Source organism: Enterococcus sp. LJL128 (genome assembly GCF_056924295.1).
Genome location: NZ_JBXPBP010000001.1, coordinates 162647 through 189638 on the forward strand (window position 1 = coordinate 162647; position 26992 = coordinate 189638).

At 36.2% G+C, this 26992-nt stretch carries 24 protein-coding genes; 5 read left to right on the forward strand and 19 right to left on the reverse strand.

Annotation, left to right across the window (positions count from 1 at the left end):
* Positions 1–34: 34 nt before the first annotated feature.
* The 4 genes from AC1Z3K_RS00785 to AC1Z3K_RS00800 form a co-directional block, all read right to left on the reverse strand.
* Positions 35–961, reverse strand: a complete 927-nt coding sequence (locus AC1Z3K_RS00785; protein ID WP_461731510.1) for a DUF5655 domain-containing protein — start codon at positions 959–961, stop codon at positions 35–37.
* 92 nt (positions 962–1053) lie between these two features.
* Entirely contained in the window at positions 1054–4410 is a 3357-nt protein-coding gene (locus AC1Z3K_RS00790; RefSeq protein WP_461731511.1) for a DEAD/DEAH box helicase family protein, read from the reverse strand.
* Positions 4411–4440: 30 nt separating this feature from the next.
* Entirely contained in the window at positions 4441–5622 is a 1182-nt protein-coding gene (locus tag AC1Z3K_RS00795) for a restriction endonuclease subunit S (RefSeq protein ID WP_461731512.1), read from the reverse strand.
* 2 nt (positions 5623–5624) lie between these two features.
* Positions 5625–7091 (reverse strand): type I restriction-modification system subunit M, encoded by a 1467-nt coding sequence (locus AC1Z3K_RS00800; RefSeq protein ID WP_461731513.1) that lies wholly within the window; start codon positions 7089–7091, stop codon positions 5625–5627.
* A 535-nt stretch (positions 7092–7626) separates the two neighbouring features.
* Between AC1Z3K_RS00800 and AC1Z3K_RS00805 the strand changes: the two genes are divergently transcribed.
* Both AC1Z3K_RS00805 and AC1Z3K_RS00810 read left to right on the forward strand, forming a co-directional pair.
* A complete protein-coding gene (locus AC1Z3K_RS00805; protein WP_461731514.1) occupies positions 7627–8133 on the forward strand; it encodes a hypothetical protein in 507 nt (168 codons plus the stop codon).
* Complete coding sequence (locus AC1Z3K_RS00810) at positions 8126–8416, forward strand: hypothetical protein (protein ID WP_461731515.1); 291 nt, start codon at positions 8126–8128, stop codon at positions 8414–8416. Before AC1Z3K_RS00805 ends, AC1Z3K_RS00810 begins: the two co-directional genes overlap by 8 nt.
* A 15-nt stretch (positions 8417–8431) precedes the next feature.
* Here the strand turns inward: AC1Z3K_RS00810 and AC1Z3K_RS00815 are convergent, their stop codons facing one another.
* Both AC1Z3K_RS00815 and AC1Z3K_RS00820 read right to left on the reverse strand, forming a co-directional pair.
* Positions 8432–8617, reverse strand: a complete 186-nt coding sequence (locus AC1Z3K_RS00815; protein WP_461731516.1) for a hypothetical protein — start codon at positions 8615–8617, stop codon at positions 8432–8434.
* Positions 8614–8844, reverse strand: a complete 231-nt coding sequence (locus AC1Z3K_RS00820; RefSeq protein WP_461731517.1) for a hypothetical protein — start codon at positions 8842–8844, stop codon at positions 8614–8616. Before AC1Z3K_RS00820 ends, AC1Z3K_RS00815 begins: the two co-directional genes overlap by 4 nt.
* Before the next feature lie 122 nt (positions 8845–8966).
* On the opposite strand from AC1Z3K_RS00820, the gene AC1Z3K_RS00825 reads away from it, so the two are divergent.
* The 3 genes from AC1Z3K_RS00825 to AC1Z3K_RS00835 all read left to right on the forward strand — a co-directional run bounded on the left by AC1Z3K_RS00825 (position 8967) and on the right by AC1Z3K_RS00835 (position 10672).
* Positions 8967–9527: a hypothetical protein gene (locus AC1Z3K_RS00825; protein WP_461731518.1), complete on the forward strand. Its 561-nt coding sequence runs from the start codon at positions 8967–8969 to the stop codon at positions 9525–9527.
* Between the two features lie 121 nt (positions 9528–9648).
* Complete coding sequence (locus AC1Z3K_RS00830; protein ID WP_461731519.1) at positions 9649–9834, forward strand: hypothetical protein; 186 nt, start codon at positions 9649–9651, stop codon at positions 9832–9834.
* The gene (locus AC1Z3K_RS00835) at positions 9821–10672 is read left to right on the forward strand and encodes a recombinase family protein (RefSeq protein ID WP_461731520.1); all 852 of its coding nucleotides are present in this window, start codon (positions 9821–9823) and stop codon (positions 10670–10672) included. Before AC1Z3K_RS00830 ends, AC1Z3K_RS00835 begins: the two co-directional genes overlap by 14 nt.
* 41 nt (positions 10673–10713) lie before the next feature.
* On the opposite strand, the gene AC1Z3K_RS00840 is transcribed toward AC1Z3K_RS00835, so the two are convergent.
* The 13 genes from AC1Z3K_RS00840 to AC1Z3K_RS00900 all read right to left on the reverse strand — a co-directional run bounded on the left by AC1Z3K_RS00840 (position 10714) and on the right by AC1Z3K_RS00900 (position 26979).
* The gene (locus AC1Z3K_RS00840) at positions 10714–11577 is read right to left on the reverse strand and encodes a lytic exoenzyme target recognition domain-containing protein (RefSeq protein WP_461731521.1); all 864 of its coding nucleotides are present in this window, start codon (positions 11575–11577) and stop codon (positions 10714–10716) included.
* Positions 11570–11812: a phage holin gene (locus AC1Z3K_RS00845; protein WP_461731522.1), complete on the reverse strand. Its 243-nt coding sequence runs from the start codon at positions 11810–11812 to the stop codon at positions 11570–11572. Before AC1Z3K_RS00845 ends, AC1Z3K_RS00840 begins: the two co-directional genes overlap by 8 nt.
* A gap of 2 nt (positions 11813–11814) precedes the next feature.
* Positions 11815–12144 (reverse strand): hypothetical protein, encoded by a 330-nt coding sequence (locus tag AC1Z3K_RS00850; RefSeq protein ID WP_461731523.1) that lies wholly within the window; start codon positions 12142–12144, stop codon positions 11815–11817.
* A 125-nt stretch (positions 12145–12269) separates the two neighbouring features.
* Positions 12270–15038, reverse strand: coding sequence for a hypothetical protein (locus tag AC1Z3K_RS00855; protein WP_461731524.1), 2769 nt, complete (start codon positions 15036–15038; stop codon positions 12270–12272).
* Positions 15028–15507, reverse strand: a complete 480-nt coding sequence (locus AC1Z3K_RS00860; RefSeq protein ID WP_461731525.1) for a hypothetical protein — start codon at positions 15505–15507, stop codon at positions 15028–15030. The genes AC1Z3K_RS00855 and AC1Z3K_RS00860 overlap by 11 nt, the downstream gene beginning before the upstream one ends.
* Positions 15497–15688 carry a hypothetical protein gene (locus AC1Z3K_RS00865; RefSeq protein WP_461731526.1) on the reverse strand — a complete coding sequence of 64 codons (192 nt, stop codon included), beginning with the start codon at positions 15686–15688 and terminating at the stop codon, positions 15497–15499. Before AC1Z3K_RS00865 ends, AC1Z3K_RS00860 begins: the two co-directional genes overlap by 11 nt.
* 4 nt (positions 15689–15692) lie before the next feature.
* The gene (locus AC1Z3K_RS00870; protein WP_461731527.1) at positions 15693–16352 is read right to left on the reverse strand and encodes a hypothetical protein; all 660 of its coding nucleotides are present in this window, start codon (positions 16350–16352) and stop codon (positions 15693–15695) included.
* Positions 16349–18418 carry a peptidoglycan amidohydrolase family protein gene (locus AC1Z3K_RS00875; RefSeq protein WP_461731528.1) on the reverse strand — a complete coding sequence of 690 codons (2070 nt, stop codon included), beginning with the start codon at positions 18416–18418 and terminating at the stop codon, positions 16349–16351. Before AC1Z3K_RS00875 ends, AC1Z3K_RS00870 begins: the two co-directional genes overlap by 4 nt.
* Positions 18419–18429: 11 nt before the next feature.
* Positions 18430–19305 (reverse strand): hypothetical protein, encoded by an 876-nt coding sequence (locus AC1Z3K_RS00880; protein ID WP_461731529.1) that lies wholly within the window; start codon positions 19303–19305, stop codon positions 18430–18432.
* Positions 19306–19332: 27 nt separating this feature from the next.
* A complete protein-coding gene (locus AC1Z3K_RS00885) occupies positions 19333–20415 on the reverse strand; it encodes a right-handed parallel beta-helix repeat-containing protein (RefSeq protein ID WP_461731530.1) in 1083 nt (360 codons plus the stop codon).
* Positions 20416–20425: 10 nt separating this feature from the next.
* Positions 20426–24679, reverse strand: a complete 4254-nt coding sequence (locus tag AC1Z3K_RS00890; protein WP_461731531.1) for a tape measure protein — start codon at positions 24677–24679, stop codon at positions 20426–20428.
* A 278-nt stretch (positions 24680–24957) separates the two neighbouring features.
* Positions 24958–25572, reverse strand: a complete 615-nt coding sequence (locus AC1Z3K_RS00895; RefSeq protein ID WP_461731532.1) for a hypothetical protein — start codon at positions 25570–25572, stop codon at positions 24958–24960.
* Positions 25573–25629: 57 nt separating this feature from the next.
* Positions 25630–26979, reverse strand: coding sequence for a hypothetical protein (locus tag AC1Z3K_RS00900; protein WP_461731533.1), 1350 nt, complete (start codon positions 26977–26979; stop codon positions 25630–25632).
* Between the last annotated feature and the right edge of the window lie 13 nt (positions 26980–26992).

A 26992-nucleotide genomic window follows, 5' to 3' on the forward strand; every position in this document is an offset into this window, starting at 1 on the left:
ATGAGAATCTTCTTTAGTGGATTTTTTCTGTCACTTACTGTTTTTGATATCTCCAAGATTCCTTAATTAAGCTGGCAATATACTCAATATTTTGATTGTCTTTCATAATAATTTCATAATCACCGTTTCCCCAATGACCTGTTTCGCTTACATTTCGAGTTATATTTTCAGGATCATTTAGTTCTCCATATTTTAGATTAATCCATATTTTCAGGGCTTTTTTCTGAATTTCGATATCTACTATATTACGTTTCATTTTAAACGAATTATATAACTTAACTGGCTTAATTCGAATATTACTATCCCAACTTAAAATAATTTCTTTTAATTCTTCATAAAGTTCTTGAACTTCTATAGAACCTTTCTCAAGATGCTCTTCTTCTGTGTAAATCTTAATTTCTTTAGACAAGCCTTTCTTATTAGCTTCTCTTTGATTATTTTGCTTATTAGCTTTACTCTGCTTTGAATTAGTTTTGTTGAGCGTTTCAACATCTATTAAGCCATTTTCATATTTTTTTACTGTAACCAAATCAATCGGTAAATCAGGATTATTCACTGCACCATATTGATAATTAGTATAATCATTCGCCACAAAAATAACTCGTGTTTGTGACCATTCAATTTCACTAATACGCTTTAGTTGATCTGGATACTGCTCATTATATTTCAAGACAAATTCCCCTTTATGAGCTAATAATGAGTTTAGATAAGCATAACCTTGATCAATTACACTGAATCGCTTCCCTTTTTTGTACTCAATGATTACAAAACTCTTGGTTTCTTCATCATAAGCTACCGTATCCAGCCGAAAATCATCTACAGAAAACTCTGTAGCCACAAAGTTCAAATTGAACAGCTTTTCTAAATTTGATTCTACTAAAAATTGTAATTCCTTTTCTTTAGCAAATGGTACTTCTTGAATTTTTACCATCTCATGTTTATTAATGTGATAAAGAGCCAACAAAACACCTCCGTTTTCAAGATACTTTAGTAGATATTTCCTGTTGAAAATATCTACTAAAGTATACAACCTCTATTAGCTAGTATAGTTAATTAATTGATAATCTTAGCATTGTCATTAATTGAATCGATTGATTGTATTAATATCTGCATTTGCCCTTGATTATCACTAAATAAATTGACAATAGTTCCAATACGTTTAAAAGGATCTTCCAGTAGTTGCGCTTTTTCCAAATAACCATTCTGAACAACATAATCAATGATCAATTTAATAAATTCTGATTGTTGTGAGTTTAATTTTTCAGTAGATAAAAAATCAGAAAATACAGCTTTGGCGGCACCTTTATCTAATCCTATAAGTTCCCTTACTAAGAGAGTCACAGATTTTTCTCCGTAACTTTCTTTATACTGATCTTTTGAACCTAATTTCTCCCAGAGAACTTCTTCCAACACCTCTACATCTTTCTTGGTCAATGGACGGTTGTGATGTAACTTGTAGACAGCAGTGTTATCCAAATGCGTTCTGATATAATTTTCAACTTTCTCTTTATAACTACGTAAGTCATTTACTTTTAAAAGTGGTGCATCATCTTCATGTATCGAGATAATTTCATCTTCAAAATTAGTGTAATAGACTCTTTGTGTGTACTTAGGAATAAAACGAATTAGCTCTCTTAATGTTAAGCGAACTTCTTCCAACGCTTCAAGAGTTGGTTGCTCCCAAAATTCTGGTTCTTGGATTTTTTTAATCAACTCTTTTTGCTCCAAAATTTGAGGAATTGTCCCCAGTTTTTGAAGTTCTTGAGCACTTTCCATTACTTGTCGGATTGCTCGTGTCGCATTGCTCTTCGTCAATGTAGATAATTCAATGATAAATATCCATAAATCAAAGCGCTTAGCAAGTTCATCATCCTTTTCCGGTTCAATCAAAGGTGAAATATGTTTTTTTAGATCATTAACATTTAAAATGGTTAATGTTTTCCATGAATCTATGTGTGAGAATTTATCCACATATTTGATTTCCATACGAACCATAAAATAATTTTGATCTAGCTGTTGGACAAATGAAAATAACTGATTAACTAGTTCGGTTCGATATGAAATAAATGAAGATTCTTGATACTGTATGGCTTGTAGTTCATAAATCAATTCAACTTTTAAATTAAAGAGCCTTTGAGTCAATGGAGTCACCAGTCTAGCTTCTCCTATTTGCTTATCTTCTCGGAAAAATTCAAAATTTCGACCATAATCAAAAATTAGAAAACCATCTTTATCTTGCCCTGGACCAAATAAATTTTCACATAGTCTTGTCCCTCTACCAAGCATTTGCCAGAATTTGATTTTCGATCTGATTTTTTTGAAAAAAACTAAATTCACTACCTCTGGCACATCAATACCTGTATCAAGCATATCAACAGAAATAGCAATTTGAGGATACTTTTCTTTCACTGAAAAAGTATCAATCAAACTTTGATGATAATTAACACTATAGTCAATAACATCAGCATAACTATCTCCTTTATAAGGGAAAAGGAGATCAAAGCGCTCTTTTATCATTTCTGCGTGACGATGATTTTTCGCAAATATAATCGTTTTTCCAATCTCATCACCACTAGAGTCTTGTATTCCTTTGTTCATTATTTCTTTTAAAACAAGGTCAATCGTATGTTTATTAAACAGCCAATCGTTAATTGCTTCTGGATCAATATCCTTAACCTCTGGTTCATCTTCAAAAGTATCATCAAATGCCTGCTTCTCTTCCTCAGTTAAGTCCTCATAATGAATGCCTTCACTCGGAATTTTTAGTTCCGTTTCAATCGTTTTATACTTCACCAAAAAACCATCATCTACTGCATTCTCCAAATCGTAAGCATACGTCGGAACACCATTTTCTAAGTTAAAGAGGTCGTAGGTATTTTTATCAATATCTTCTCTCGGTGTTGCTGTAAGACCTACTATTAAAGAATCAAAATAATCAAAAATAGCACGATATTTTTGATAAATACTTCTATGAGCTTCATCAATAATAATCAAATCAAAATGCCCAACCGTAAAAAGTCGATTTTTTTCATGTCTAATTGAATCAATAGCATTCATCATTGTTGGATATGTCGAAAAAATCATTCGACTAGTACGCGGATTATTCTTCTCCGTATTCGCTTCCAATAAGTTACATAACGAAAGATTTGGCAACAGCTGATTAAAGTTACGAAAAGCTTGTTTTACCAACGAAGTTCGATCTGCTAAAAACAAGACATTCTTAGCCCAATTTGCCTGTGTTAATACATCAACAATAGAGATAACCGTTCTTGTTTTTCCACTTCCTGTCGCCATCACTAGCAGTGATTCACGTTGCCTATTCTCGAATGCCTCACAAGTATTAATAATTGCTTCTTTTTGGTAAAAACGATTCGTTATGTCATCGTTAATAGTTATTGAGCTCAATGATCGTTTTGTTTCTCTTCGATCAATGATTAGCTGCAACTCATCTTGTGTATAAAAACCAGATACTTCTCTAGCTGGATAGGGTTCTTCAATCATCCATGTTTCAAACCCATTTGTATAGAAAACAACAGGTTTTTGACCTTTCTTTTTTTCTAAAAGATCAGCATAAAGTTTTGCCTGCTGTCGCCCTTCTTTAGGACTTTTCATCGTTCTTTTTGCTTCAACAATCGCCAAAGGCAGCCCATTTTTCCCATATAAAACATAATCAATTTTCCCAAAACCAGATTTGTTAGGCATTCCTTCAATTTTCTCTTCGATTTCAATATTTTCATCGAATTTCCAACCAGCAAGTCGCAACTCAATATCAATATATCGTTTACGTGTTTCACTTTCAGAAATTTTATCAACATGGAAATCGTAGTTTCCTGATTCAACTGTACTTTTTCGTTTGTTCATGAAATCTACACGTGTTTCATCTGGTAGAGCTTGCTGCAATTCTTTAAGTGGTGGATCAGTCACATTAATTTTTTCTGTTAGCTCTTCTAGTTGATGCGGCGATTCTTTTTCTTTGATAGTTGTTGATAAATTAAGGGCTGCCTCATTGAACGTTCTATCTTGATAATTTTCGCCATAACAATAATCAATCCATAAAATAAATTGGAATAGATTTTTTATAGCTAATACAGCCTCTTCTCGTTTGACTGTAGCATTATTATGTACAGCAACATTCCCAAGTTTAATAATAAAACGAATAGCAGGCAGTAAATTGGGATCAAGTATATCTTGAAACTCATGATGATTGACTAATGAAGATAAATTATCACGATAAGGAACTTTCAACTCACGATCAAATTGATAAACCCACTTAACTGAAAGTTCAAGCGCACGTCGGCAGCAAATTGCTGCCATAATCGTGCTGAAATTCATTGCTTTTTCTGTATCAATACAAGCTTGGGCAAAGCCTTGATAATCTTTATCTGTTAACAAAAAATCAAAATTTCCCATTTTTTTCCTCCTTTCATTCAATGTCTGACATTATTCTTCTGGAAAGAGTTCTCCACGAAATGCTTTTTGCATTAAAGCATTAAAATTATTTTCCATTTCATGCAGACTTTCTTCCATGACTTTTTTCTGTGATTCGACTTCTTCAATAAAATTTATAAATTTATCCTGTTCTCTTTTTGATGGTACGATGATTTTGATATTTTTTAATTTTTGAGTATTAATGTTATAGTTTCCTGCTGTTGTAGACCCATAGCTAGAAATATATGTTCTAAAATTATCAGTTGATAGCATAAAAGTTAAAAATTTAGGTAAGATAACTTCTTTATCAACTCTTAGCCTTATAAGATAGGAAGCATAAGAAAAAACTCCATCTATTTTTCCAACACATGCAACTCTTCCAATATAGTTAGGGTTGCCATTACTTCGTACAAACAATAAATCATCATCTCTTAATAGCATGTTATCTTTGATAACAGCTTTAGGGAGATATTTTACATTTGAAATATCTAAACTATTTCTTTTGACGTTTGGTATTCTAATAATAGGAACATCTGTAACATTTGTTTTATAAATTTCAGATTTTTCACTTGTTCCATACTTCATGTCTAGTGTTATATCCTTAATTAGCCTCGTATTCCATAATTTTTCATTTCGAATTGGATTTCCAAACAGCTCATTAAATTGACTCTGTTCTAATCTCTCCATTTCAGCAATCTGGTCTTTGCGTTTTTCAATCAAAGCTGAAGATAAGTCTAATATGTCTGCTATTTTTTGTTGAGTTTCAATTGTCGGTAGAAATATATCAAATGTACTTAAATCTGCTTTATTAAATCCTGCTTGTGCTGCTCTTGAGCCAACATTTCTAATTTTGTGTTGAAAATATGAGGATTTTAAATAGAATAATAAGTACCTTTTTATCACTTCATTAGAAGGTATAGTTTTCATAATAGCGACATTGTATGCTCCAGTTAAACCTGTCAATATTTTTCCGACAGAAGCTCCATATCTAGCTACTAGAATATCATCAGATTTACATTTTTTTAACTTGTCTGAATCTTTAACATATTCATTTTTCACATTGTTCTGTGTAAAATCTCTTATTTGAAGCATTCTTATATAATCATCTTTTTCTGAAAGTATCCATTCATTTTTGGGAGGTTGTGTTCCACCTTGAAAATCACATACATCTGTTAATTTATACATTTTTCCCATATTTATATTTCCCTCATTAAATCCTCTAATTTTTCTAAGCCACTCCTTATTTCATTTTCCCTTTTAAGTATATTTTTTATTATGAACTTAGGATTTTCGTACTCCACTTCATCATATTCAATCTCTTTATACTTATTAACACTTAAGTCATAATCATTTCCCTTAAGTTCCTCAACTGAAACCATAAACGATTGATCTGTACGTTTACGCTCCGTCTCTTGTTTACGATTTTTAAAGCGCTCGACAATATCAGGAATGTCATTTTCTTTGATTAGATTACGCTTATCATCCAAACTGTAGCCATCAGCCTGCATATCATAAAACCAAACATTATCTGTACCACCAATTTCAGTCTTAGTGAAAATTAATATGGCAGTTGAAACTCCAGCATAAGGTTTAAATACCCCACTTGGCATTGAAATAACTGCGTCTAATTTATTATTTTCAACGATTTCTTTTCGAATATCTTTATGAGCTTTAGACGAACCAAATAAAACACCATCAGGAACAATCACTGCTGCTCGACCTCCTGGTTTTAGCGTTCTCAAGAATAAAGCCAAAAAGAGTAATTCAGTTTTCTTAGTTTTAATAAAAGCTAACAAATCATTTGCTGTAGTATCATAGTCCAAAGAACCTTTAAATGGCGGATTAGCTAATACCAGAGAATATTTTTCCCGCTCTAAATTATCTTGTGAAAGAGAATCTTGATAGTTGATTTGCGGATTATCTACCCCATGTAGCATCATGTTCATCGCACCAATTCTCAACATCGTACTGTCCATATCATTCCCGTGAAACATATTATGGTGATAGTGCTTACTTAATATTGAATCTAAAAATAATTCTGGATGATGTTTCTGGACATACTCACTCGCTGCAACTAGAAAACCTGCCGAACCCATAGCGGGGTCACTGATTGTATCTTGGGGTGTAGGAGCCATCAAATCTACCATCATCTTTATGATATGACGTGGAGTGCGAAATTGCCCATTCGTTCCAGAAGTAGCTAGTTTAGATAAAAGATACTCATAAATATCCCCCTGCATGTCTCGATCTTCAGTAGGTAATTCTTCTAAAGCTTCTACTACTTTTTGTAATGTTCCTGGTTTATTAATTTGAAAAATTGCATCTTTCATATATCTTGAAAAAGCAGTATCGTCATTCTCACCATTCAAATTTTTTATAAAAGGAAAAATTTTTTGTTGCATCAAATTGAACATCTCTTGCGCATCACCTAGGTCTTTAAATGTATGCCACCGATATTCAGGGTGTTCTTTTGGAAATACTGATGTGTATTCTAAATCCAATACTTCACTGTTTTTTTCTTTTTCTAGTTCCGCACGATCTAGATCTTTCATGAATAACAGATAAGTTAACTGTTCTATATTAGTTAATGGATTGGTACTTCCTTCAGTCCATAATGTTGTCCAAATATTGTCAATTTTACTCTTAATCGTTCCTGTAATCATTTTCTATTTCTCCCTGTCTAACATTATTTATAATTCAAATATAATTAATAAAAATTATCAAGTACATATTTTTTCATCTTAAATCCTCTAGTTATATTCCCTACAATTATAGCATTAATTAAATGAGAAATACATTTGATCTTCATCAAAATAATAACATAAAATCAAGTCCATTTTACATACACTAAAAAAGGGTTCGTCACTTTCTTCAAGATCAAAACCAAGGTCACTAATTTTCATAAAAAACGAAAAATAGCTATAAACGCTGATATATCAACGTTTATAGCTGTCATATTTTTTAACCCACAGACCCTTCCAAAGAGGCAGAATGATTATATAAGCTTTGTTGAGCACTGTTTAAAGTAAAAATTCAATTAGTAGCAGTTATCTAGTTATATGAGCTGTGCTGACCTCTGTTTCAATGGTGCAATCTGTGGTGCAACGTTTTTGTTGCACCACTTTTTTGAGTAAAATATCTTATCCTTTACAAAACGAACATTCGTTCGTATAATTCTTTTCAAGGGAGATGTTAATAATGAGCAACTACGGAGAGAGTGATCCGAATTACTTTTTCAATCATGTGTACCAAGATCGCCGCATGCTGAAGTGGCAAGGGATGTTTTTATCAGAGCATACTTCTGAACTTGGAAAAGATAGAGAAAATGAAAAAGATATTCCTCGACTACCACAGCAATCACAAGAAACAATTGCCTACTATTTAGAACGATCAATAAAATACAATAAGGTTTTATCTATTCAGCTCAATACACTCGATGAAAATGGAAAAACAAAACATCACATTGTCGGTGTCTTCCGTGGCTTCCCAGATCCAGAAACAATTCTGATAAATGAAGAATACATAGAATATGCAGATATTAGACATATTCAAATGAAACATTTTCAAAAATGGAGTGAGACTGATGAACAGTCATTTCAGGAAATCGATTTAACTGAGAGTGAACAGAAAGAAATTGATGATTTTTGTAATGATTACATTGATGCTGATTTTTACGATGAAAGTGAGGAAACTTACAATGATTAAGAAAAGTGTAATTGGTACTGCAGATAAAATTCGCTTGGTCTCAGCTTTTCCAGATATGCTAGTTCGCCTAACGATACACACAAAGTCAGAGGATGTAAATTGCTTAGTAGCTAAAAGAGATTTGGCAAATCTCGTCATGTTTCTAGAAGATAATACTTTTGAGCTTGCTGTATTTGGTCACTTGAATAAGAGAAATCAGTTAGTCATTGAAAAATTCACTGTTAGAAATCCGAACTCATTTATAAGAGAATTTGTACTGAAGCCTTTAAAATCTATTGCATAAAAAAGAGGACTAATGTTAGTCCTCTTTTTCGTATCTGTATGTCACATGGCCACCATGAGCAGCTTCTCCTACAAAGTTTGTTCTGTCTTCCCTTTTTAACCAAGCTTCCCGGAAAAGAAAAAACTCATTGTTATTGACTACAAACTCATCAAGCTCACCAGCCGCTAATTTATCCATAATTTCATCATATTTATTTATCAATTGATGCGCCTCTTTTTATCTCTATAATCTTCTAAATCTGACTTTAAAAATAATTTTACATTTGTACTTGTACTGCCTTCAATTTCAAAAAATGGATTTATGTAGCCTAGCCTTACTGATTGAGAGAAGGCCTGTTTAGACTGTCCGGTGATTTCCCTGCCTTGTTCTTTATTTACAAGATTATTTTTCATCCATGTTTGGATATCTTCTAATGTGTTCAATTCCATTTTTTCCCTCCGTTCTATTGCATACATATAATAATATACATCTAATATTTTTTCAAGTTTCCATTGACTTATCATTATATACATATTATAATATACATATAATAAAAAAGGAGGAAAAACAAATGAGATACTACTCTTTTCCAATCAATGAACATTTAAGAAGCAACGTATTATCAGTAGTAAAAGCACTAGCGAAAGACTTCAACATTCATAAACCTAGTAAATACTCTACTGACTGTGAAATTGAAATAGAAGTAACTGGAGATATAAAAAATCTAGATGCAGAATTTGAAATCAGCCGAACTGATGGAAAAAATGTTTCATCACATACTATCACTCTAGAACTTGACTCAGATGTCGATGGAAATGAATATGCATTACTTACTTTAATCTGCTACTCAGCAAGTCAACTTAACAGAGAAGATCCAATCGAACCTATCACATCAACATGCTATGCAAACCTCATTACTTCAGAAAAAGAAGAAACTGAACACATTAAAGCAGCAATCAATACTAATGAAAAGAAAGACAGAGAAAAAATGCAAGCATACAAGGAATACGAAAGTAAACGACGCTTTTTTTCAAGAAGGGAAGTACCTCAAAATCTAATTGAGTTTGTGGAAGATACAGAAGATGTGTCAACGGAAACAGCAATTGAGAAAATTTTAAATGGTGAAGCATAAAAAAAGAGCATCAGAGCTGGCACTCTGACACTCGACAAAAAACATCAATCAAAAAAGATTGATGTATGGATTATAGCACATCAACAGACAAAAAACATTAACACAAAGGAGATCGAAAGAAATGTCTAAAATCTTTGAAAAGTACGGAATTATGAAAGACTGGCTAGACGTATTAAAAGACGAAAGAAAAATTAATTTAGGCGAACTAGATGACTTATCTATAATTGATGAAATCAACCTGCAAACAGTATTTACAGCATATTATAGCAATGACTTTTCTGGTGGTGTAATCATTGAAAAACAATGAAGAAATCAAGGTGGCTATCTATACTCGTGTCTCTTCCTCACATCAAGCTGAGGAAGGGCACTCATTAGAAGCTCAGAAAAAAATATTGATTCAATATGCCGAAAGTCGTCTTTGGACTATTTCAAGTATATACACTGATGAAGGAATTTCAGGAAAGAACACAATAAAACGACTAGGCTTTCAAAAAATGCTCTCAGATGCTAGGTCAAAAAAATTTGATATTATTCTTGTTTGGAAATTAAGCAGATTTTCAAGAAGCCTTCGTGATTTAGTATTATCATTAGAAGATTTGAACACTTGGGATGTTTCATTAGTAAGCTACAGTGAACACTTCGATTTATCAACTCCTACTGGCAAGTTAATGTTCAATGTTATTGGAGCGTTTGCTGAATTTGAAAGAGAAACGATCGCTGAAAATGTCCGAATGGGAAAGCAAGAAGCAGTCATTCAAGGAGGTCGTTCTATGGCTTTCTGTCTTGGATATCATATAGAAAATAATGATTTTATTATTAACACTAGAGAGGCTCGTTTGATTAATGAAATATATGATATGTATTTAGAAATCAAGTGTATTAGTAAAGTAACAGAGTTTATTAATGATATGGGGTATAGAGGATTAAGAGGAAAAAAATTTCATTTTAACTCAATAAGAATTATTCTGACGAATATTTCTTATACAGGATTTTCTCGATTCAAGGGTAGTATTCCATGCAAATATAAAACCATCCCTCAAATCGTTTCTGAATCAAAATATGATGAAGTACAAAGAATTCTTAAATCTAATGCTAAAGGAAATGGTATAGAATATAAAACAGTCAATGAATGGCTCGCAATATAGAAAAAAACCTGCTTCTTAATCGAGGCAGGTTTTTCCTTTTATTACCCTTTTAACAAATGCTTTCTGTCCCAAGCACTCAACCATACACGTCCTCCATGTTTAAACTGAACAGGAATCCAATAATAGTTTCCACTACCATACGCTCCAGAACCGATGCTACTTATTTTCGATTCAGGAATAATGAAGTAGCTTCCCTGATTGGTCACTTGTTGAGCTTCAGGTAAAACATTTCCTTTAGAATCAGTAATCGTGATGTCCTCACAGGCGATTCCATTGTCAGTCCAATTGAATTCCACCGGCACTAAATCATTACACCGAACCTGCCAAATGTTATGAACCTTTTTCAGCTCATCTACTCTGTATACTTTATTTTTACTTGCTGGAGCTGGTGATGGCTTAGCCGGCGGCGGTGTTGGTTTTACATTCTCACTAGGTTTGTTAGTGGATGTTTGCTCTCGATATACCATCTCACGTGGTCGACCATTGATCTCCCAAATTTGGTTATAATTGTCTACAGTAACCCCATCACTACCAAAATTGCAGTGGATCATCTGAGCAGTTCCATCCGTTTTTCCATCAAGCATAATAACTACATGGCCAAACGCGCCTAGTGAGCTGCCTCCGTTACGTGGTCCCCAAATGACTACATCACCGCGTTTTGGATTAAATGAACCATCTACCGCATCGTGAATTAGTTTATAGTTGATACCTGGTAGTGCTGTCTTTAAAGTTTCTGTATTATTGTTCATACTGATTCCTAATGCCTTACTTACAGCGGAACTGCAATCATACTCAATCCGACCATCGCCATCAGCATCATTTCCATAACGATCCCCCATATCATAATAAACCGGGATTGCCTTTAAGTCGTACATCACTTTTATACTGCTTTCAATTCTACTCATCTTTATTCCCTTCTTTCATTCGCTTATCTGCTTCTATCGCTGCAGCAGTGAAGCTATTGTTTTTCCACCATGCTATTAATGTAGACACAATAGTGAACAATAAAGAGACGACTTGATAAACATCATTTTCTGCGATATCGAGCGTTCCTTTACCTAAAATAGCTAGTAGTTGATTAATTAAAGCTAAAAATAAAACGATTGTTCTTGCGATTGTTTCTGATGATACTTTGTTCATTTTTATTTCTCCTTTCTAAATAGCGTCTTAATGCGTTCATCGTGCTTTATTACAGTGTCTTCTAATCCGTTAATCTTTGTGTCGTGGACATCTAGTTTCTGAACGACTTCTGTGTGTCGCTCATGAATCCACTTTGTTTCAGCCTCAACATTTTTAGATAATGCCTTTATTGATTCTGATAACCCGTCTAAATTTTTTCGAATTGGATCAGAAATATTGTCCTTAACTGCTTGATATGCTTTTCTAATCAACCAGGCGCACCAAGCAGTAAATGTTCCTAAGATTGCTAATAGTGCAGCAACCTCTGCAATAGTTAAACCAAAAAATCTCATACTTCACCAACTTCCCATCATTTTCATAAATACTAAAATCACCACAATACAAAAAGGAATGACTATTAAACAGCCATTCCTTAAACCTTTAAAAAACTCATTGCGTTTCACTCCCCATGTAGTGACTACTGATTATAAAATTCAGCCTTTGTAATATACGTATCGGATATTTTCATTGTGCCGCGTACAGTCAAAGAACCGTAATCGGCTGACATTTCCGCGGATTCTGTTGCTGTTGCCGGGTTTGAATAAAGGACTACGTTAATATATCCATCAGCGTCTACGCTGTCTTTAACGTTTGCTACTGTTTTGATTTCTGCTATCACACTTGACGTATTAGCTTTAATATTTTGAAGTGATTTATTATCGCCACGTTCAATACCTAAGACAGCGTTGTTTGCTCCTGCAACGTTTGCTTTACCTAATACCCTAGCCTCTAACATGTCAGCATTTTCGTTACGTAATTTGTTTATTTTTTCTTCTTTTGTTGTTAAACCTGAAAAATAAAATTCATTTATTTTTTCATACAAATCTATTGCATCATAACGCTGTCTTAGTAAGCAGCGTGTCCCTGATACGCTTGTTGAGAATGTAGCAATATCATCATTTTCAACAGCAAAAGCAATGATTTGCGATTGTTCAACCTCTACATATCCTGATGTTGTATGATTTGCGTGATAGGCAACAGTTAGGACGTTACGATTAGAAGTCAAGTCACCAACTAACTTACCTTTGAAATCTGACAGCTGACTAATTTCTGGTTCTGCTGCTACTTTTTGCCAACCTCCTTTCCAGTTCCCGTCAACAATTACCCGGTAAAACATTTGATTACCATCATCAACCCCGATTACGTTTCCGTACGTTGATGATGTCATTTGTACCATGAACCTAAAAGCTTGCGACGTTGGTGGATGGTCAGATACTGTGTTTGTTGATACGTAAGACCTTAGCCCTGCTGCTGTTTTAGCTACATCTAAAATACTCCCGGTTGTCAGCGTAGAAATTGGCCGTCCGTCGTCTGCGGTTATTTTAATCATTTGTGCTTGTGATACGTTTGCTTTACTGAATAAAGTTTCCGCTACAACTCTTACAGAATTTGCTGTTGCTGCTTCTGTTACGCTTGTGCTTGTTGTTGTATTAGCTAACTTGACAATACCTGATTGTAAAGTTGTTGCCGGTTGTAAGAATTTTTCATCTGCTTCGGATTTTGTATAGGTGTCACTCTTTGTTGCATAGATATCAGTTGTGCTAATTGAAGTTGTTAGCTCTATACTTGCATAGTCAATATTCACAATACTTGCTATTGTTCCGTCTGAAGCTGGCGCATACGCAATGACGTAGACAAAACCGTCAGGGTGAATCAAGTTTGAAATAGCATATTCTGTATTGTAATTCCACGATATTTTCTTAATCTGAGTTGTTAAATTTGTGCTTGTACCAGACCACGCATTATTAAAATAAACAGCTGCGCTTAGTTTATTACCTTCTACTCCGCTACCAAATCCGAAAACACTAGGCACTAAACTTTTAATTTCTTTTTTTGCAAAAGCAACTTTTTCTGCAAGAGTAGCAGCACCTTGAAAAATAGCAGGATACTGTCTTTCTAATATTTCTATAACATTCCATGAAAACATTACTTGAAAAATATTACTGTCAGCCGCACTAGATTGTGTATAGACATTTCCGTCTAAGTTTTTTACAGCATCATATTGAGTTTGATTATTCTCAATCGTAATTGAGCTAGGTGCTAGTAAATTGGGATACGCCGTTCTCGTCATGCGATTTGGATTTTCTATATCACTTCCAGTGACTTTTCCTTTCAAATCTGATGTATCAACTAAAGTTATAGAGTTTCCTAAGAGAGCTTGTTTAGTTACTACATCTGGCTTATTCTGAATGTAACCAGCAGTCAGCGGTTCTGCATTGTTCCAGTCAGGTGAATCCTGCTTCAAGTAATACTCCCATCGAGCATTAATCCCGCCCTTTTTAAAGACTTTGATACTTGTCACTGCTTTGACTGCAATAGTGTAGTAGGTCGCGTTATTAGCACGAACGAACTCACCTTCTGACGCTTCATCTTCGTGTTTTACGTCAAATAATTCACGTGTATCTCCTTCAAGAGCAAGTGTAAAAGTATTTAAATGCCAACCTTGTTCTCGAATTATAGGGAGTGCGTGCGATATCCCATCTGCTGTTATTGTGTTATCAGTAATGGTTATATATTCGCCGGCTTTTAGTTTATCTTGTTTCAGGCTAAGCTGAGACTCAATCTTCATCGAAGAATATGTGTTATACCACGTCGGATTATTATCATCGATATTGTTTGTACTCAAAATTAAAAAGAAAATACCGTCGTCACCAATAAATTCAATAGCAGCCAGATACATTCTAGGTTGTTGCTCGTTTGTTGAGATAAAAACAAGCATTCCTGTTGAAAGACGGTCAACCGATTCGATAGGTGTCCAATCCGACTCCTCCCAACTTGCATCAGCGAAATTAAAAGCTACACCAGCTCCAGTAATCCACAAAGTATCTACTACACTAGGGTCAAGGTCCAACGCCTTGACGTAATCTTTTTGATTGATTTTTTCAATAAACGATTGAGATAAATTTGCTGCTACATCATAGGTTCCGCTACCGGTTATTGTCAGCATCCCATCCTCGTTTTTTATTAGAGTAGGTTGACCACCGGAGCCTCCACCACTTAATTGTACAAATCCTGTCTCGTCAAAATTGAGAACCCAAACAGAGTTATCAGGAAGAATATATGCATAATCTCTTGAAGGATTGGTGATTTCTGATAGATCATTTACAGGAACTTCCCAAAAAGCACATGGATCTGGAATAGGATTAACAACTTTTTTGGCTGAAGGATTACAATAGTTAGGTTTCATCTGGGGCTCCTCCTTTCAATATGTCAGCAAAGCAAGCAGCACACTCAGTAACCTCAACGCCTAAAAATTGAGACACTGCTTTTATGAATAGTCTATTTTTATTCAAAGCAGCTGATAATAAATCTTCATCAGAATCGCTTGCTTGCCAAGCCTCAAACGCAGTCATCATTGCTATTCCTAAATGTTTTACACTACACCATTTTTCTTTATCACCTGTTGCTCCGTACAAATTAAAAAGATAGAGCATATCAGAGCGGCGTAGCTCAGCGAGTGTGTTAATCTCTTCTTTCAAATCTTCAATTTTTTCAAGTTGTTGTGGCGTATCACTATCAAAATCGATGAAACCATTTTCCAGCTCAGAAACTCTTTTTTCAAGAAGTGTTTTTGCATGCATCTCGGCGCTGGCAATTTGGACAAAGCTCCTGATAATATCCTCTGCTATTCCATCTGTGCTGTGTTTATTTTTCATTATTACTACCACCTTTCTTTATCTTTGCGATTTGAGCCTTCACTTTGTTTTTCTTCAAACGTTTTTCAAATTCAATTGAACAACTCTCAGCAACAAAAAGACTGACCACAGATTGATAGTCAGCCGGATGGTCGGAGAGATGAGCTTGAATCTTCTCTGCCTTTTTATCAAATTTATTCATACCATTACCTGTTTACATGGGAGTATTTTAGATAATTAACCAATGTCGCGTTAAACACCCCTTGCCCCTTCAGTTCTACTTTTTTGTATCCCGGTGCTAGAATAGTTCCCTTCTGCCACTCTTCCATAAAACCTACAGCTGCAAGAATATCGAAGTTTGATAAATCAGTTGCTGGATAAACACCCTCGCCGTTTATCCATCCTGGATGCTGAACTTTTAAATAAGGAGTGACGTCAATCCCTTCTATCCAAATTTGAAAATCGGATATTTCACTAGGAAAAATGGAGATACCTGCCTCTAAATCGTGAATATGTGATTTAGTTGAATGTCCATGAGGATTCGGGCTGATAGCGTCTTGATTTAGAGAAAGAGTTGTATCGTTAACCTCAACAACAGCTGGCTTCGTTGCTCCAGAACCAGCAATCGGCATAATGAATGATTGAATGATTATTTTGAACTCAAACCGTTCATAGTAAATCAAATCCGGACTAACAGAAATGTAAAAAGTAGCAGGATGATTGGTGTCTCCTTGTCGAGTGAATTCCATACCGTAAATGTCAACGACTTGATTCCGCCGCTGCAGCTGGTCTTGTCGAGTATCACGAGTTCTATCAGAAACTCTTTCAGCAACTTTATTTATCGCTCTGTCATATGTTAGTCTCATTGCGGATCACTCTCCCGGTCAATTTTCAAGAATTTTTCTAAGACTATTCGATTGTGTTCTACTCCGCTCTGATCAAAAATATAGTCGATTCTAGTTATATAAAACCAATCATCCAAACTAAGAATTTTCTTCATGTAATTAGAGCATTCCTCAATCATCAGCAACTGGTTATCGTATAACAGGCGAATCTTATCCCCTACCTCGATATCTGCCGGAAGTCGTTCTGTAGTCAGTTCAATTTGATAAGAGCGCCGCGCTTGTTTTAATTTTTTTACTGCAGCATCATAAGCAGTCTTTGCGGCCTTCGCTCTGTCTTCATCTGTTATCTCCTCAGAGTCAGTATTAAACGGCGCCAAATCATTGAAGCTGAATGACCCCTCAATCACCTTACCAGATTCAAGTGCTATACTTTCAGAATCTATTACAGAGTATTCAAGCTCATTATTGGGGGCTAGCTTTGTGAACTCAACATAGTCATAGTCTCGTTCATTATTGACTCCTTTTTTTAAGATGACCACTGGAAATTGCGAATCCTGAGCAGACTTATCTTGTTGAATTTCTCTTAAGCTCATGCTAGACATCCCGCTATCCGATTTTTCACCATAAACTGTCGCTACATTGATTACATTATCGAACTTATGAATGATTGTGGGCTCGGTAATGATTCGTATGTTTTGATCGCTTGATGGTTTCGTAGAAAGCGTATAAGGTTTCTTATCACCAAAGACACCTATTTCCAAAGAACGCCCGAAATGGAAGCCTACACGCCAAAACAAGTCATCAGTAAGCTCGCAAGTCTTTGTTAATCCTTCGAGTTTATTCTGACGGCTATAAACATAGTCGATGACTCGAGATGCTGAATCTTGTAAATATTCGATATTCCATCCCTGATAACGAAAATCTAACGTACTATATAAATCATTTACAGTTCTATTTTTTGCAGCAAGATTTGTAGATATTTGTCTATATTCCCATTCAGAAATGACATGCATCAAGTCAACAGTGATGATTTCTCTTTCCTTGTCTAACTCATATCCGATGATTATTCCATGAAAGACCTTATGATTAATAAAGATTTTCATCTCCTCATGTCCTTCGATAAATTCAGCATATTCAATCGGTAAATCAACGCGAGTATCAGGAACAAACATCAACTCGTTAGTCCAAGATAAAGTATTAAGAATCTTGTTAACTCGCTTGACTACTTTACCTTTACTGATAATTTCTAGGAAAAACTTTTCATTAGTTGATGCATAGTGATCAATTTCAATATCGAATGCCTGCTCAAAGATTATAATTTTATCGAATATCAATCTGTCCGATTCTGAACCAGAAGAACGAATACCAACGACATAAACAGCTGTGCCATTTTCTACTTTAATCCGAACATCAAACCCCGACTTCTCTACACCTTCAACATTCGGATATTCTTCTTTCACATCTGGCCGGTCAATAATTTCTGTTTTTATTCGTTTAATCTCTTGACCGGTTACTGCATTAATAAATAAGATTTCCTGAATATCTTTACCAGAACTGTAATGCCAACCGGTTGCTTCGACATAACCATTTTTTATGCCTAAGTAGTCCAGTGTTCCGGCGTTCTGTAAATTCTCAGGACTAGGAGTAGGATCATCTGGCACTGGTTCTGAATCAGCGTTAGCAGCACGATAGATAGTTGCAGGAGGATTACCATTAGCATTCCATATACTTGAGTAAGTATTCACTGTAATGCCGTTATAACCAAAATTACAATGAATGATGTTTGAGGCATCGGTAAAAATACCAGTGTGTCCTGCAGCCCCTGAAGATGCTCCTCTGTTTCCCCAAATGAAAACATCACCTCTTTGCGGAGTAGCTACTGACTTCCAGCCAGCTGCTTCAAGATGTCCAAAAAGACTGTCTGTATTTCCCATCAAACCAGCGGATAAAAATCCACCAGCGATGAGAGCGAAATAAACAGCCGAGCTACAGTCATAACTCGATGGGCCACCTCTAGCAGCCATACTGTATGTTACTTTGCCTGAACGTTGCCCCATCCAATTAAGTGCCGTTTCTATACTAGCCATTTCGCCACCTTCTATCCTCTTGTTGTGAATACTCTCAAAGCGGGATTATCCTGTGAAAAACTTGTTGATAATCCTTGCTCATCTGGATAACTGGCACCTAGATATATCACTTTCAAAGTATTTGGAGAATCTGGTTCTACATCGAGCATTAAACGTCCAAAAGTACCGTTTCCCAAAAAGTATCCTGTACTAAAGGCAGCAGAATATACAGTTAATTGATTCCATAAATTATCCGTTATACCCCAACTTTTTGCTGTAGCTTTATCAACTGTGCACAAGACATCATTAGAACTCAAGTTTTCAACTCTGTATCCGATGATTGTTGGCGCAACCCACTCAACTGTCATTTTATTACCATCACAGTCTCGAGTATCAATTCTTCTATAGCTAATTCCAGCATGTCTATCGGGGTGATGATTTCCATTATTTACTAGATGATATTTCGTAGGGAAGTCATACCGCTGTGGTTGCTGGTCTAGTAACGCACTAGTTATTGAGCAGATATCCTCTAACCTATCTTCAAGTTCCCTTAATTTGTCCTCTATTTCATGGATTTTTTTCCATTGCCCACAGTCGGAACAGATCATAGCTTTCTGTATTGTATGCAGCTTATTGATAAGTTGATTCACATATTCTTGCCAATCACATTCGCTATATGCGGGTAATTCAGCTTGCTGCCTTCCCAATAAACAATCAAGTAAATCATTTAAATCTTCACAGTTATTGTGTAACACATTCAATCTAGGGTTTAGTCCTGTATCTTTCTGAAGACTATTGCACATTTCCTCGGTGATTCCAGTGCATTCGATTCCTGGAGCAGTTTCTTTCAGATCATTACATGCTGCACAGTAATCGATATTATTATCGCAATTGCAATAAGACATCATTCTATTTTCTCCTTTCAGTTGTCGCCTTTATATTGTAATGCTGTCCACTTTTACATAGACACACACCATTCCACAGCAATCATTCGTATTAACGATTATGCTGTTCATTCCTTGATGAATTACAAAACCGAATGTTGAGCAATCAAGGATTTTCAGGTTGTTAACATCGATAGAAAAAACCTCAGGACAACATTTTTCTTGATAGAAAATATCGCCGCTAGAGGTTATTGTCAAAAGACCTTCGTACTCACCAAGTATTTGCATAGAATTACCATTAATCGTAATTATCGGATCTTTTACTTTTCCATCGATGGTAATAGTCACATTCTCACTATCAGTATTTGTGTTGCTGTAAAACTGGCCAGCAATTGTTCCATCATCAACAGATGATTTACAAAGCTTTTCACCTAGCATCTTCTCATCGCCCCAAATCTTGCTACCTGCTTCACAGTTATAAATAATTCGGTAAGTATCACCACATTGTTTATAAAAATCACTAGCTATCTCTTTTTTCAGTTCGCAAAGAGAATTTTCAGCATTAAGGAAGTCACATTCACAAATACATCGAGGACAAGACTTCTGTGCTGGCAGTGAGCATGCTACACAACAATCAATGCATTCATCTACTTCTCTGAAGTCCAAACAGTCAGCAAAATCACAAGCTGAATAAGGCTGCAGGAATACTTTTCTTGAATCTGCTTTGTGCCATATCCCCTCATAAAGAATAAGATCCACATCAAGACTGACTGTGTATTTATCTATTGAATATGACTCGCTGAAGTCTTTTATAAATGCATTAGTCCACAACAGCTGCTCTCCTTCAATCGCCCACAATTTACCAGCCGACATTAGATTCATGAATACATAGTCTTTGTAATACTTAACCTGATCACAACTCAGCTTTCTAGTATCGAGATTTAGAGTCAAACTCAATGACTGTTCTTTAGAAAATTGTTGTTTGGATTTGAATGGAGCATAGCTGCCATGACCGAAACTATAATCAATAGTTGCAGACTTGAACCCGCCGCTTAAATCTGCGGATTTCAACATGTCATAATTGTCTATTACTAAATCATTGAACTGAATATATTTTCTAACTAAAATGGTCACTTAATCACCTCTATTTCAAGTATCTACTAGCACGCTGCATCATATAGTCAGGATTTCCACCAGACACATGCTGCGTAACCTTATTCGCATTAGTTGTCGTTTGATTAATATTGTTCACAACAGTCGATACAGAAGGAGCAAGCATGTTTTGAGAATTGAATCGATTTGTCATTGCATTAAAGGCTCCTTGAATATCCAGCCGATTAACACGTTCCATAAAATCAAGTCCGAAAGTATTTACAGCTGCCTTTCTTTGAACAAACTCGCCGGGTGTCAGCATTGCAGGAACTGTGTCGGTTCCTTTCTTTTTAAACACACCAGCAACGCCGCCATCAGAATGATACTCAGGAACTTCACCACCCTGCGAGCGACCTATCGCAGTACCAAGTGAAGCACCACCAGTAACCAAAGAACTACCTGAACCAGTAACGCCGACATTTACTGTCTTGTCTTGTAGACCGTTTATAGCAGACTTAATTGATTCTATAGATTTAGATGCAAAGTCCTTTACTGTGATTTTCAACTCTTTTGGTGGAATCTTTAGATTATTAAAATCAATAGTTGTCTTTTTAGATTGTCCAATCTTTGCCTCGTAATCCCTATTGTTTGCTTTAATTTGCTTTTCAGTAACTGGAAGTCGTTCCCACTCAGCAATTGATTCTTCTGATTCTAATACAGCAGTTAGCAAATCCGTATTAGTCGCTAACAATTTCTTGTCATCGACAGGAAGTTTCACCCAGCGGTCATATGCTTCAGTAGATGAATTGATCACGTCTAAAATACCCGGATTCGAAACTACAAGTTTCTTCTCTAATTCTGGCATATTATTCCAGCGGTTAAATGCTTCCTCCGAAGCTGTCATGGTTGCTAGATAATCTTTATTTTCAAGTAGTAACTTTTTATCTTCAACAGATAAAGCATTCCATCGATTCAGAGCCTCTTGAGAGCTGTAAATCGAATTTATAAAATCGTAGTCATCACCAATCAGTTCAATTACTTCTGCGTCTTGGCTATTCCATGATGACAGCTTTTCTTCTGAGCTGGCCAGCGTCGCTAAGAAATCGTAATTTTTGGCATCTAGCTCTTTAATCTCAGGTTGGAAATCATTCCACAATCCTAAGTTGACCATCGTTTCTGCCATGACCTCTGGAGTATCAGAATAGAGAACAGCTTTTTTCTGTTCAAAATCCAAGTCATTCCATTTGCCCTTTGCCTCTATAGATTCAATCATCGTATCAGTCACATTGCTATCGATTAGAGCTTCACGATCGCTAAAGTTGAGATGATTCCATTTACCAGCTGCGATTGTTGCTTCAGCAATCATCAACTTAGCATTTGAGGAAATATCTGCATCCTTTGAATAAGTCATTAGCTGACTGAATCCTGAAGCTGACTTGGACATCTCGTTCAGTTCTTCTTGGAGGTTTGACTTGATCTTGCCACTTGAATCAGTGATCATCTTATTCCAATTTTTAGCAAGAACTGATGGCGATTTAGCCATTAAGTCAGTAGACTTTTTATATTCTTCAGCTCTCTTCGCAACTGTACTAGACATATCAGTAAAACTTTTAGACAGTTCTTTATTAGCATCAATTTGAGACTGAGCATATTGTTGATCTTTTCCATAAGGACTGTTCATTTCTATTTTCCCACCAGTGCTCAAATCGATTTCATTTGCTAAATCTGAATATTTAGCCATGATGGAACTGATTTGCGCCTCAATTGGTGCTGCCTGGTTTTCTGATCTTTCGCGAATAATATCAAGTTGTTGCTCGATGTATTGACTATTAGGATCTAACTCCAACTGTTTAGATAATGCTTGTCTAGTATCATCAATGAGCTTTCTATTTTCCTCTTTAACATCAGCACGTTGCTTTGCTAACCCTGAAAGCCATCCTTTCGCTTGGTCTCTAGTTGCTTGAGATACATCGCCTGTCATTTGGGCTAAAATCTGTTGAGCATCCTCTCTACTTTTGCCAAGAGAATCAACGTAAGCTGCCGCACTATTATCAGAAATATTTTTAATCATCAAGGTTTCTTCAACAGTTACTTCTCTTCCCTGATTTTTGGCATTGCTTCGGATGGTTTCAATTTCTTTGTTATTATCTTGGATAACTTTTAGATTTTTTTCCTGATCAGTTGCATATTGCTCAGCGATTTTTGATGATGCTTCTCGAATATCTTCAGGCAGTTTACTAACTATATCACGAAAAGCTTGGATTTTTCCTGTCATATTTTCTTCGATGGATTTACCCATATCAGCAAAACCGGAGACAGCTTTCTCAGTGCTGGTCGTAATCCCTTGCTCTAATAAACCAACTTCACCGATTGCTCCTTGATACTGATCTTGAAAACCTGTTAATGATTCGTTTAGTTCATCACTAACGTTGGAACCCCAGTTTTTAATTTTCTGTTGAGAGTTATAGGCCTCTTTACCCCACATCTCCCAAACAACAACACCAGCGCCAACTGCACCAGCAACTAACCCCAACGGACCAGCTAGAGAACCAAGCGACCTAACAACTTCGATGATTGTTCCCGGCAATCCTGCAATGTTAGAACCGAATGCCTTAAAAATGCTGAATGCTCTTGAAAGTCCAGAAAAGCCAAGAAATGCCTTTCCAAGAATTTTGGCAGCAGCTGCAGTCTTAATGAAAAGACCTGGTAACTTACCAAGACCTTTGGCAAAACTACCGCCACCTAAATCGGTTATCTTATCCTTAACAAACTTTACAATCGGCTCAAGTCTTTTCTTGAATTCCTGAGCACTTTCAACCAGCTCGGTGAAACCTTCCTTCAATCCCTGACCAAAACTTTGCCAGTCAAAATCTTTAATCATCCCACCGATAAAGCTCTTAAACTCATTGAATTTTGTAGATGCAAAATTGATAAACTCAGCAATCTTACCTTTGTTGTTTTCCAAAGCTGAGGCTAGTTTGCTGAGATTCTTTTCGTAAGAAGATCCAATTTTTGCGAATACTCCAGTGAAGCCGCCAAGACCTAAATCTTTCAGGATATTATCAGCTGATCTAATGACATTCGTAACACCCCGAACAACTGCCGTCTTCATCGTAGTTAATCCAGTACGAATACCACCTGTCGCATTTTTAGCTTGCTCAGCGAATGAAAGGAAGCCGTTCACTCCAGTTGAATTGAGCTCCATAATCTTTTCGATGAAACTATCCATCGCGATGTCGCCACTTCTTAGACCTTCACCCAAGTCATCAGCACTAACCCCCATAGCCTCGGCTACCTGAGCAATCTGAGCTGGCATAGCTGTCAATGAACTCCGCCATTCGACCATGTCCATCTTGCCTTTAGAATAAGCCTGAGATATTTGTTCCAGTGCTGAACTTTGAATCTCACCACTGGCACCGCCGGCAAGAATTGCATTATTTAGAGCTAAGAACATTTCTGTAGAACGACCAATGTCTCTATTTTTCGAAGTGAACCGCTGAACTGAGAGAGCAGCATCATTTAACGTTGTAGGAAGTCCGGTCAACTTATCTCCGAGTTTGTCGATTGCAGCTTGAGAATCTTCTACTCCAATTTTCAAGTTAGACATAACCTTCGGAAAATTGTTCAGTGTATCGAATCTGGTAATCGCTCCATCAACGGAACCCTTTACCATGTCAACAGCTGCACTCACACCTTTAATTGCGGCGCCTAAACCAATGAACTGATTAATCTTGGAAGCAAGCGGGTTAAACATGTTAAGCATTTTGCTGCCAATTCCGTCCAACTGATTCCCCACTGAGCTAAGTGTAGATGAAATATCAATCTTAACTTTGTTATTGCTTAAGCTTTGCAGCCTAGCAGACAGACGACCTAAACCAGATTCAGCTTGTTCTAAGTTTCCAGCATCAACTTGTAGCCGGGCTTTTTTATTATTAAGCTGATTCATTTCACGATTAAGACTGTTAAGTTCTCTATCGGCACCCTTTAATTTTTCAGTAGTAACTTGCAGGGTTGCCTTTCTAGCTCTGAGCTTTTCCATCTGTGTATTAATTTCAGCGATTTTCACTTTAGCATTATCTATATTTTTAGAATCTGCTTTGATGGTCGCCTTTTGTGCTGCGAGCTCCTTCAGTTGAATATTAACCTTGCTAATCTCTTTCTTGGCATTACCCAGTTTTTCAGCATTAATCTGCAGCTGCACTTTTGATGTTTTAAGCTTATTAATTTGAGAATCCAGCTGAGCTAATTGCTGACGAATTTCCCTGCTGTTACTTCGAATATCAACGGATATTCTTTCGATTGCCATTTACTCACCTCCCTCCGTATCGTTTGAAACGTTACAAAATAAAACTCTATAAGGAGCCGGCTGGTCTACTTTTTTCTTTGTGTCAATGTCAAGCTCTTTCCACTCAAGGAAATTGCGGTAACTTTCTTCATTCGAATACTGGCCAAACGTCACTAATAGTTCAGCAACTCCCCAAGTATCTAAGATTGAGCCTGGACTAATATGTAATTTTTTGGCAGTATATAAAGCCATTCCGATATACGTATTTACATTAGGGAAAAAACTATCGTCTAACTCTTCTACTTTATTTCCTTCGCCAACGCTGAGAGCTTTTCGATAGGCAAGCCGAAAAAAACGTCCGACTCATTTACTAATTCAGGATGGTTATAAAGGATTTCTAAGAAGGTTTCGAACACAGACATTTGTTCCATATATTCGCCATAATAATCATCGATTCCAAGCATCGTTGCAACGATATTATATAGAGGTAAATATAATTGATCACCAGCAAGCAAGATTCTTTCAGTTAAAACCGTATCAGATGCTCGCTCGATTGAGCCATCAGGCAAAAACTCGCTGAAAAATGGATTTAGCTCCATGAAATATTTGACTAAACTAGTATTCATACGAGGTGTGATTCGTTTATCTTTTAAGGTGACAACTGCACGATAACGACCACTTACCTCTATCACTGCAGCATCTTGATAAGGGAAATCCGCCAGCTGGTCTTCATAAAGTAGAAAACTAATTGTGTAGTCATTTGATTTGATTTCAGTTTTGTTAGCATCACCATTGACGATTAGTTCATCTTCCTCATTCATAGCTAGATAAGGCGTTGAGTCTTTTTCAGCTTCCGCCATCGCTTCTTTTATTTTCAGAATTTCAGCAACTGTTCTGGTTTCTGTTTCATTCATGTGTTTTCCTCCTCAAATATAAAAAAGAGACGAGGGAAAACCCTCATCTCAAACGTATTATTCAATTACCCGGAACATTTCGTAGAAATCACCATTTCTATCGCGTTGAACTGAAATAGTGAAGTTAAAACTAGGCTCTTCATTTGTAATCGAAGCTGGGAACGATGTAACCAAAACATTATTGTAAATGTAGTTCAGTTTCACACCATCAGTCTGCTCGTTTACAAAGCTCATACGAACTCTACGTTGTTCTAGAGCATTTTCATTACCCACATAATGCTCAGCATCAACTTTCTTAGGATAGCTGATAATGACCTTCTGTCCTACAAGCGAGCTATGGAAAATCAATTTCCCTGCATCGACCATTGTAGTTGTTGTTCCGTCAAGCACGATGAACTGCTTTTCATTCACTGAGACAATGACAGGGCTACTTACTCGATTTAGCATTGAATCAGTCACATTGCAGTTGTCTGCCATAGTTGCTAAAGTAAATGAACATTCATCCATATTCATATCTGCCAGCTGCACATATCCGTAATCATTTCCATCGATAGTAATAGCAGTAACTTCTTTTTCAACTGTTTGAGGAATCCAACCTGTGGTCAAATCCCCTCGTGAGTTTAGTGGATTAAGTTTCCAATAATTCGGAGTAGCCATTTTACCTGTGATGGTTCGCTCGATTGTGATACTTGTCGGATCATAACTAGCTCCGAAGCATGATGCATCACGTGGGCTAACAGTAAAGTCACCTGAAAACTCATCCAGACAACTCAGTTTAACTACATCGTTCACTTCGAAATCTTCGATACTATCGTATACAAAAATTGTTGAGAAGCCGATGTTTGGGATGACCGTATCATCAACCGGAGTGGCTTCTAATTTAATCAGAACGCCGCTCTCTGATGCATCCCAGCCTGTTCCTTCCTGAGAAGTTGGAACTTTTGACAAGTCAACTACGACAGGGAAAAAACCTTCACTTTGAACAGTTACCACCTGAGAGTAAATATCTGCATTTGTCATATTCTGATTGGTAATATCAGAAATAGTTGTTTTTAAAGTATACTCACCAGCTGTCGGAAAATGAACATAATAGGTGATAACACCAGCGACAAAATCAGTTGCATCTGCAAGGACTGAGAATGTCGCTCCAGAGGTTAAGCCGGCACCGTTAGTCACCATCAGTGTTCCTGTTGTCTTACATCCTTCAGCAAGACAGTTGAACATGTCATCAGGAGTGCTATATCCATTGTAAGTTGCTGTTGTTCCTTGATAATCGATGTAGTTCTTTGTGTTTACCCTTACGCAGCTGTCAATATCTGTCAGCACAGCGAAATCAACTTCCATCAATTTCGTTAAAGCCTTTAGCCCGATTTTATTAATCAGGACATCATTTCTACATTTAGCCATTAAATTATGCCTC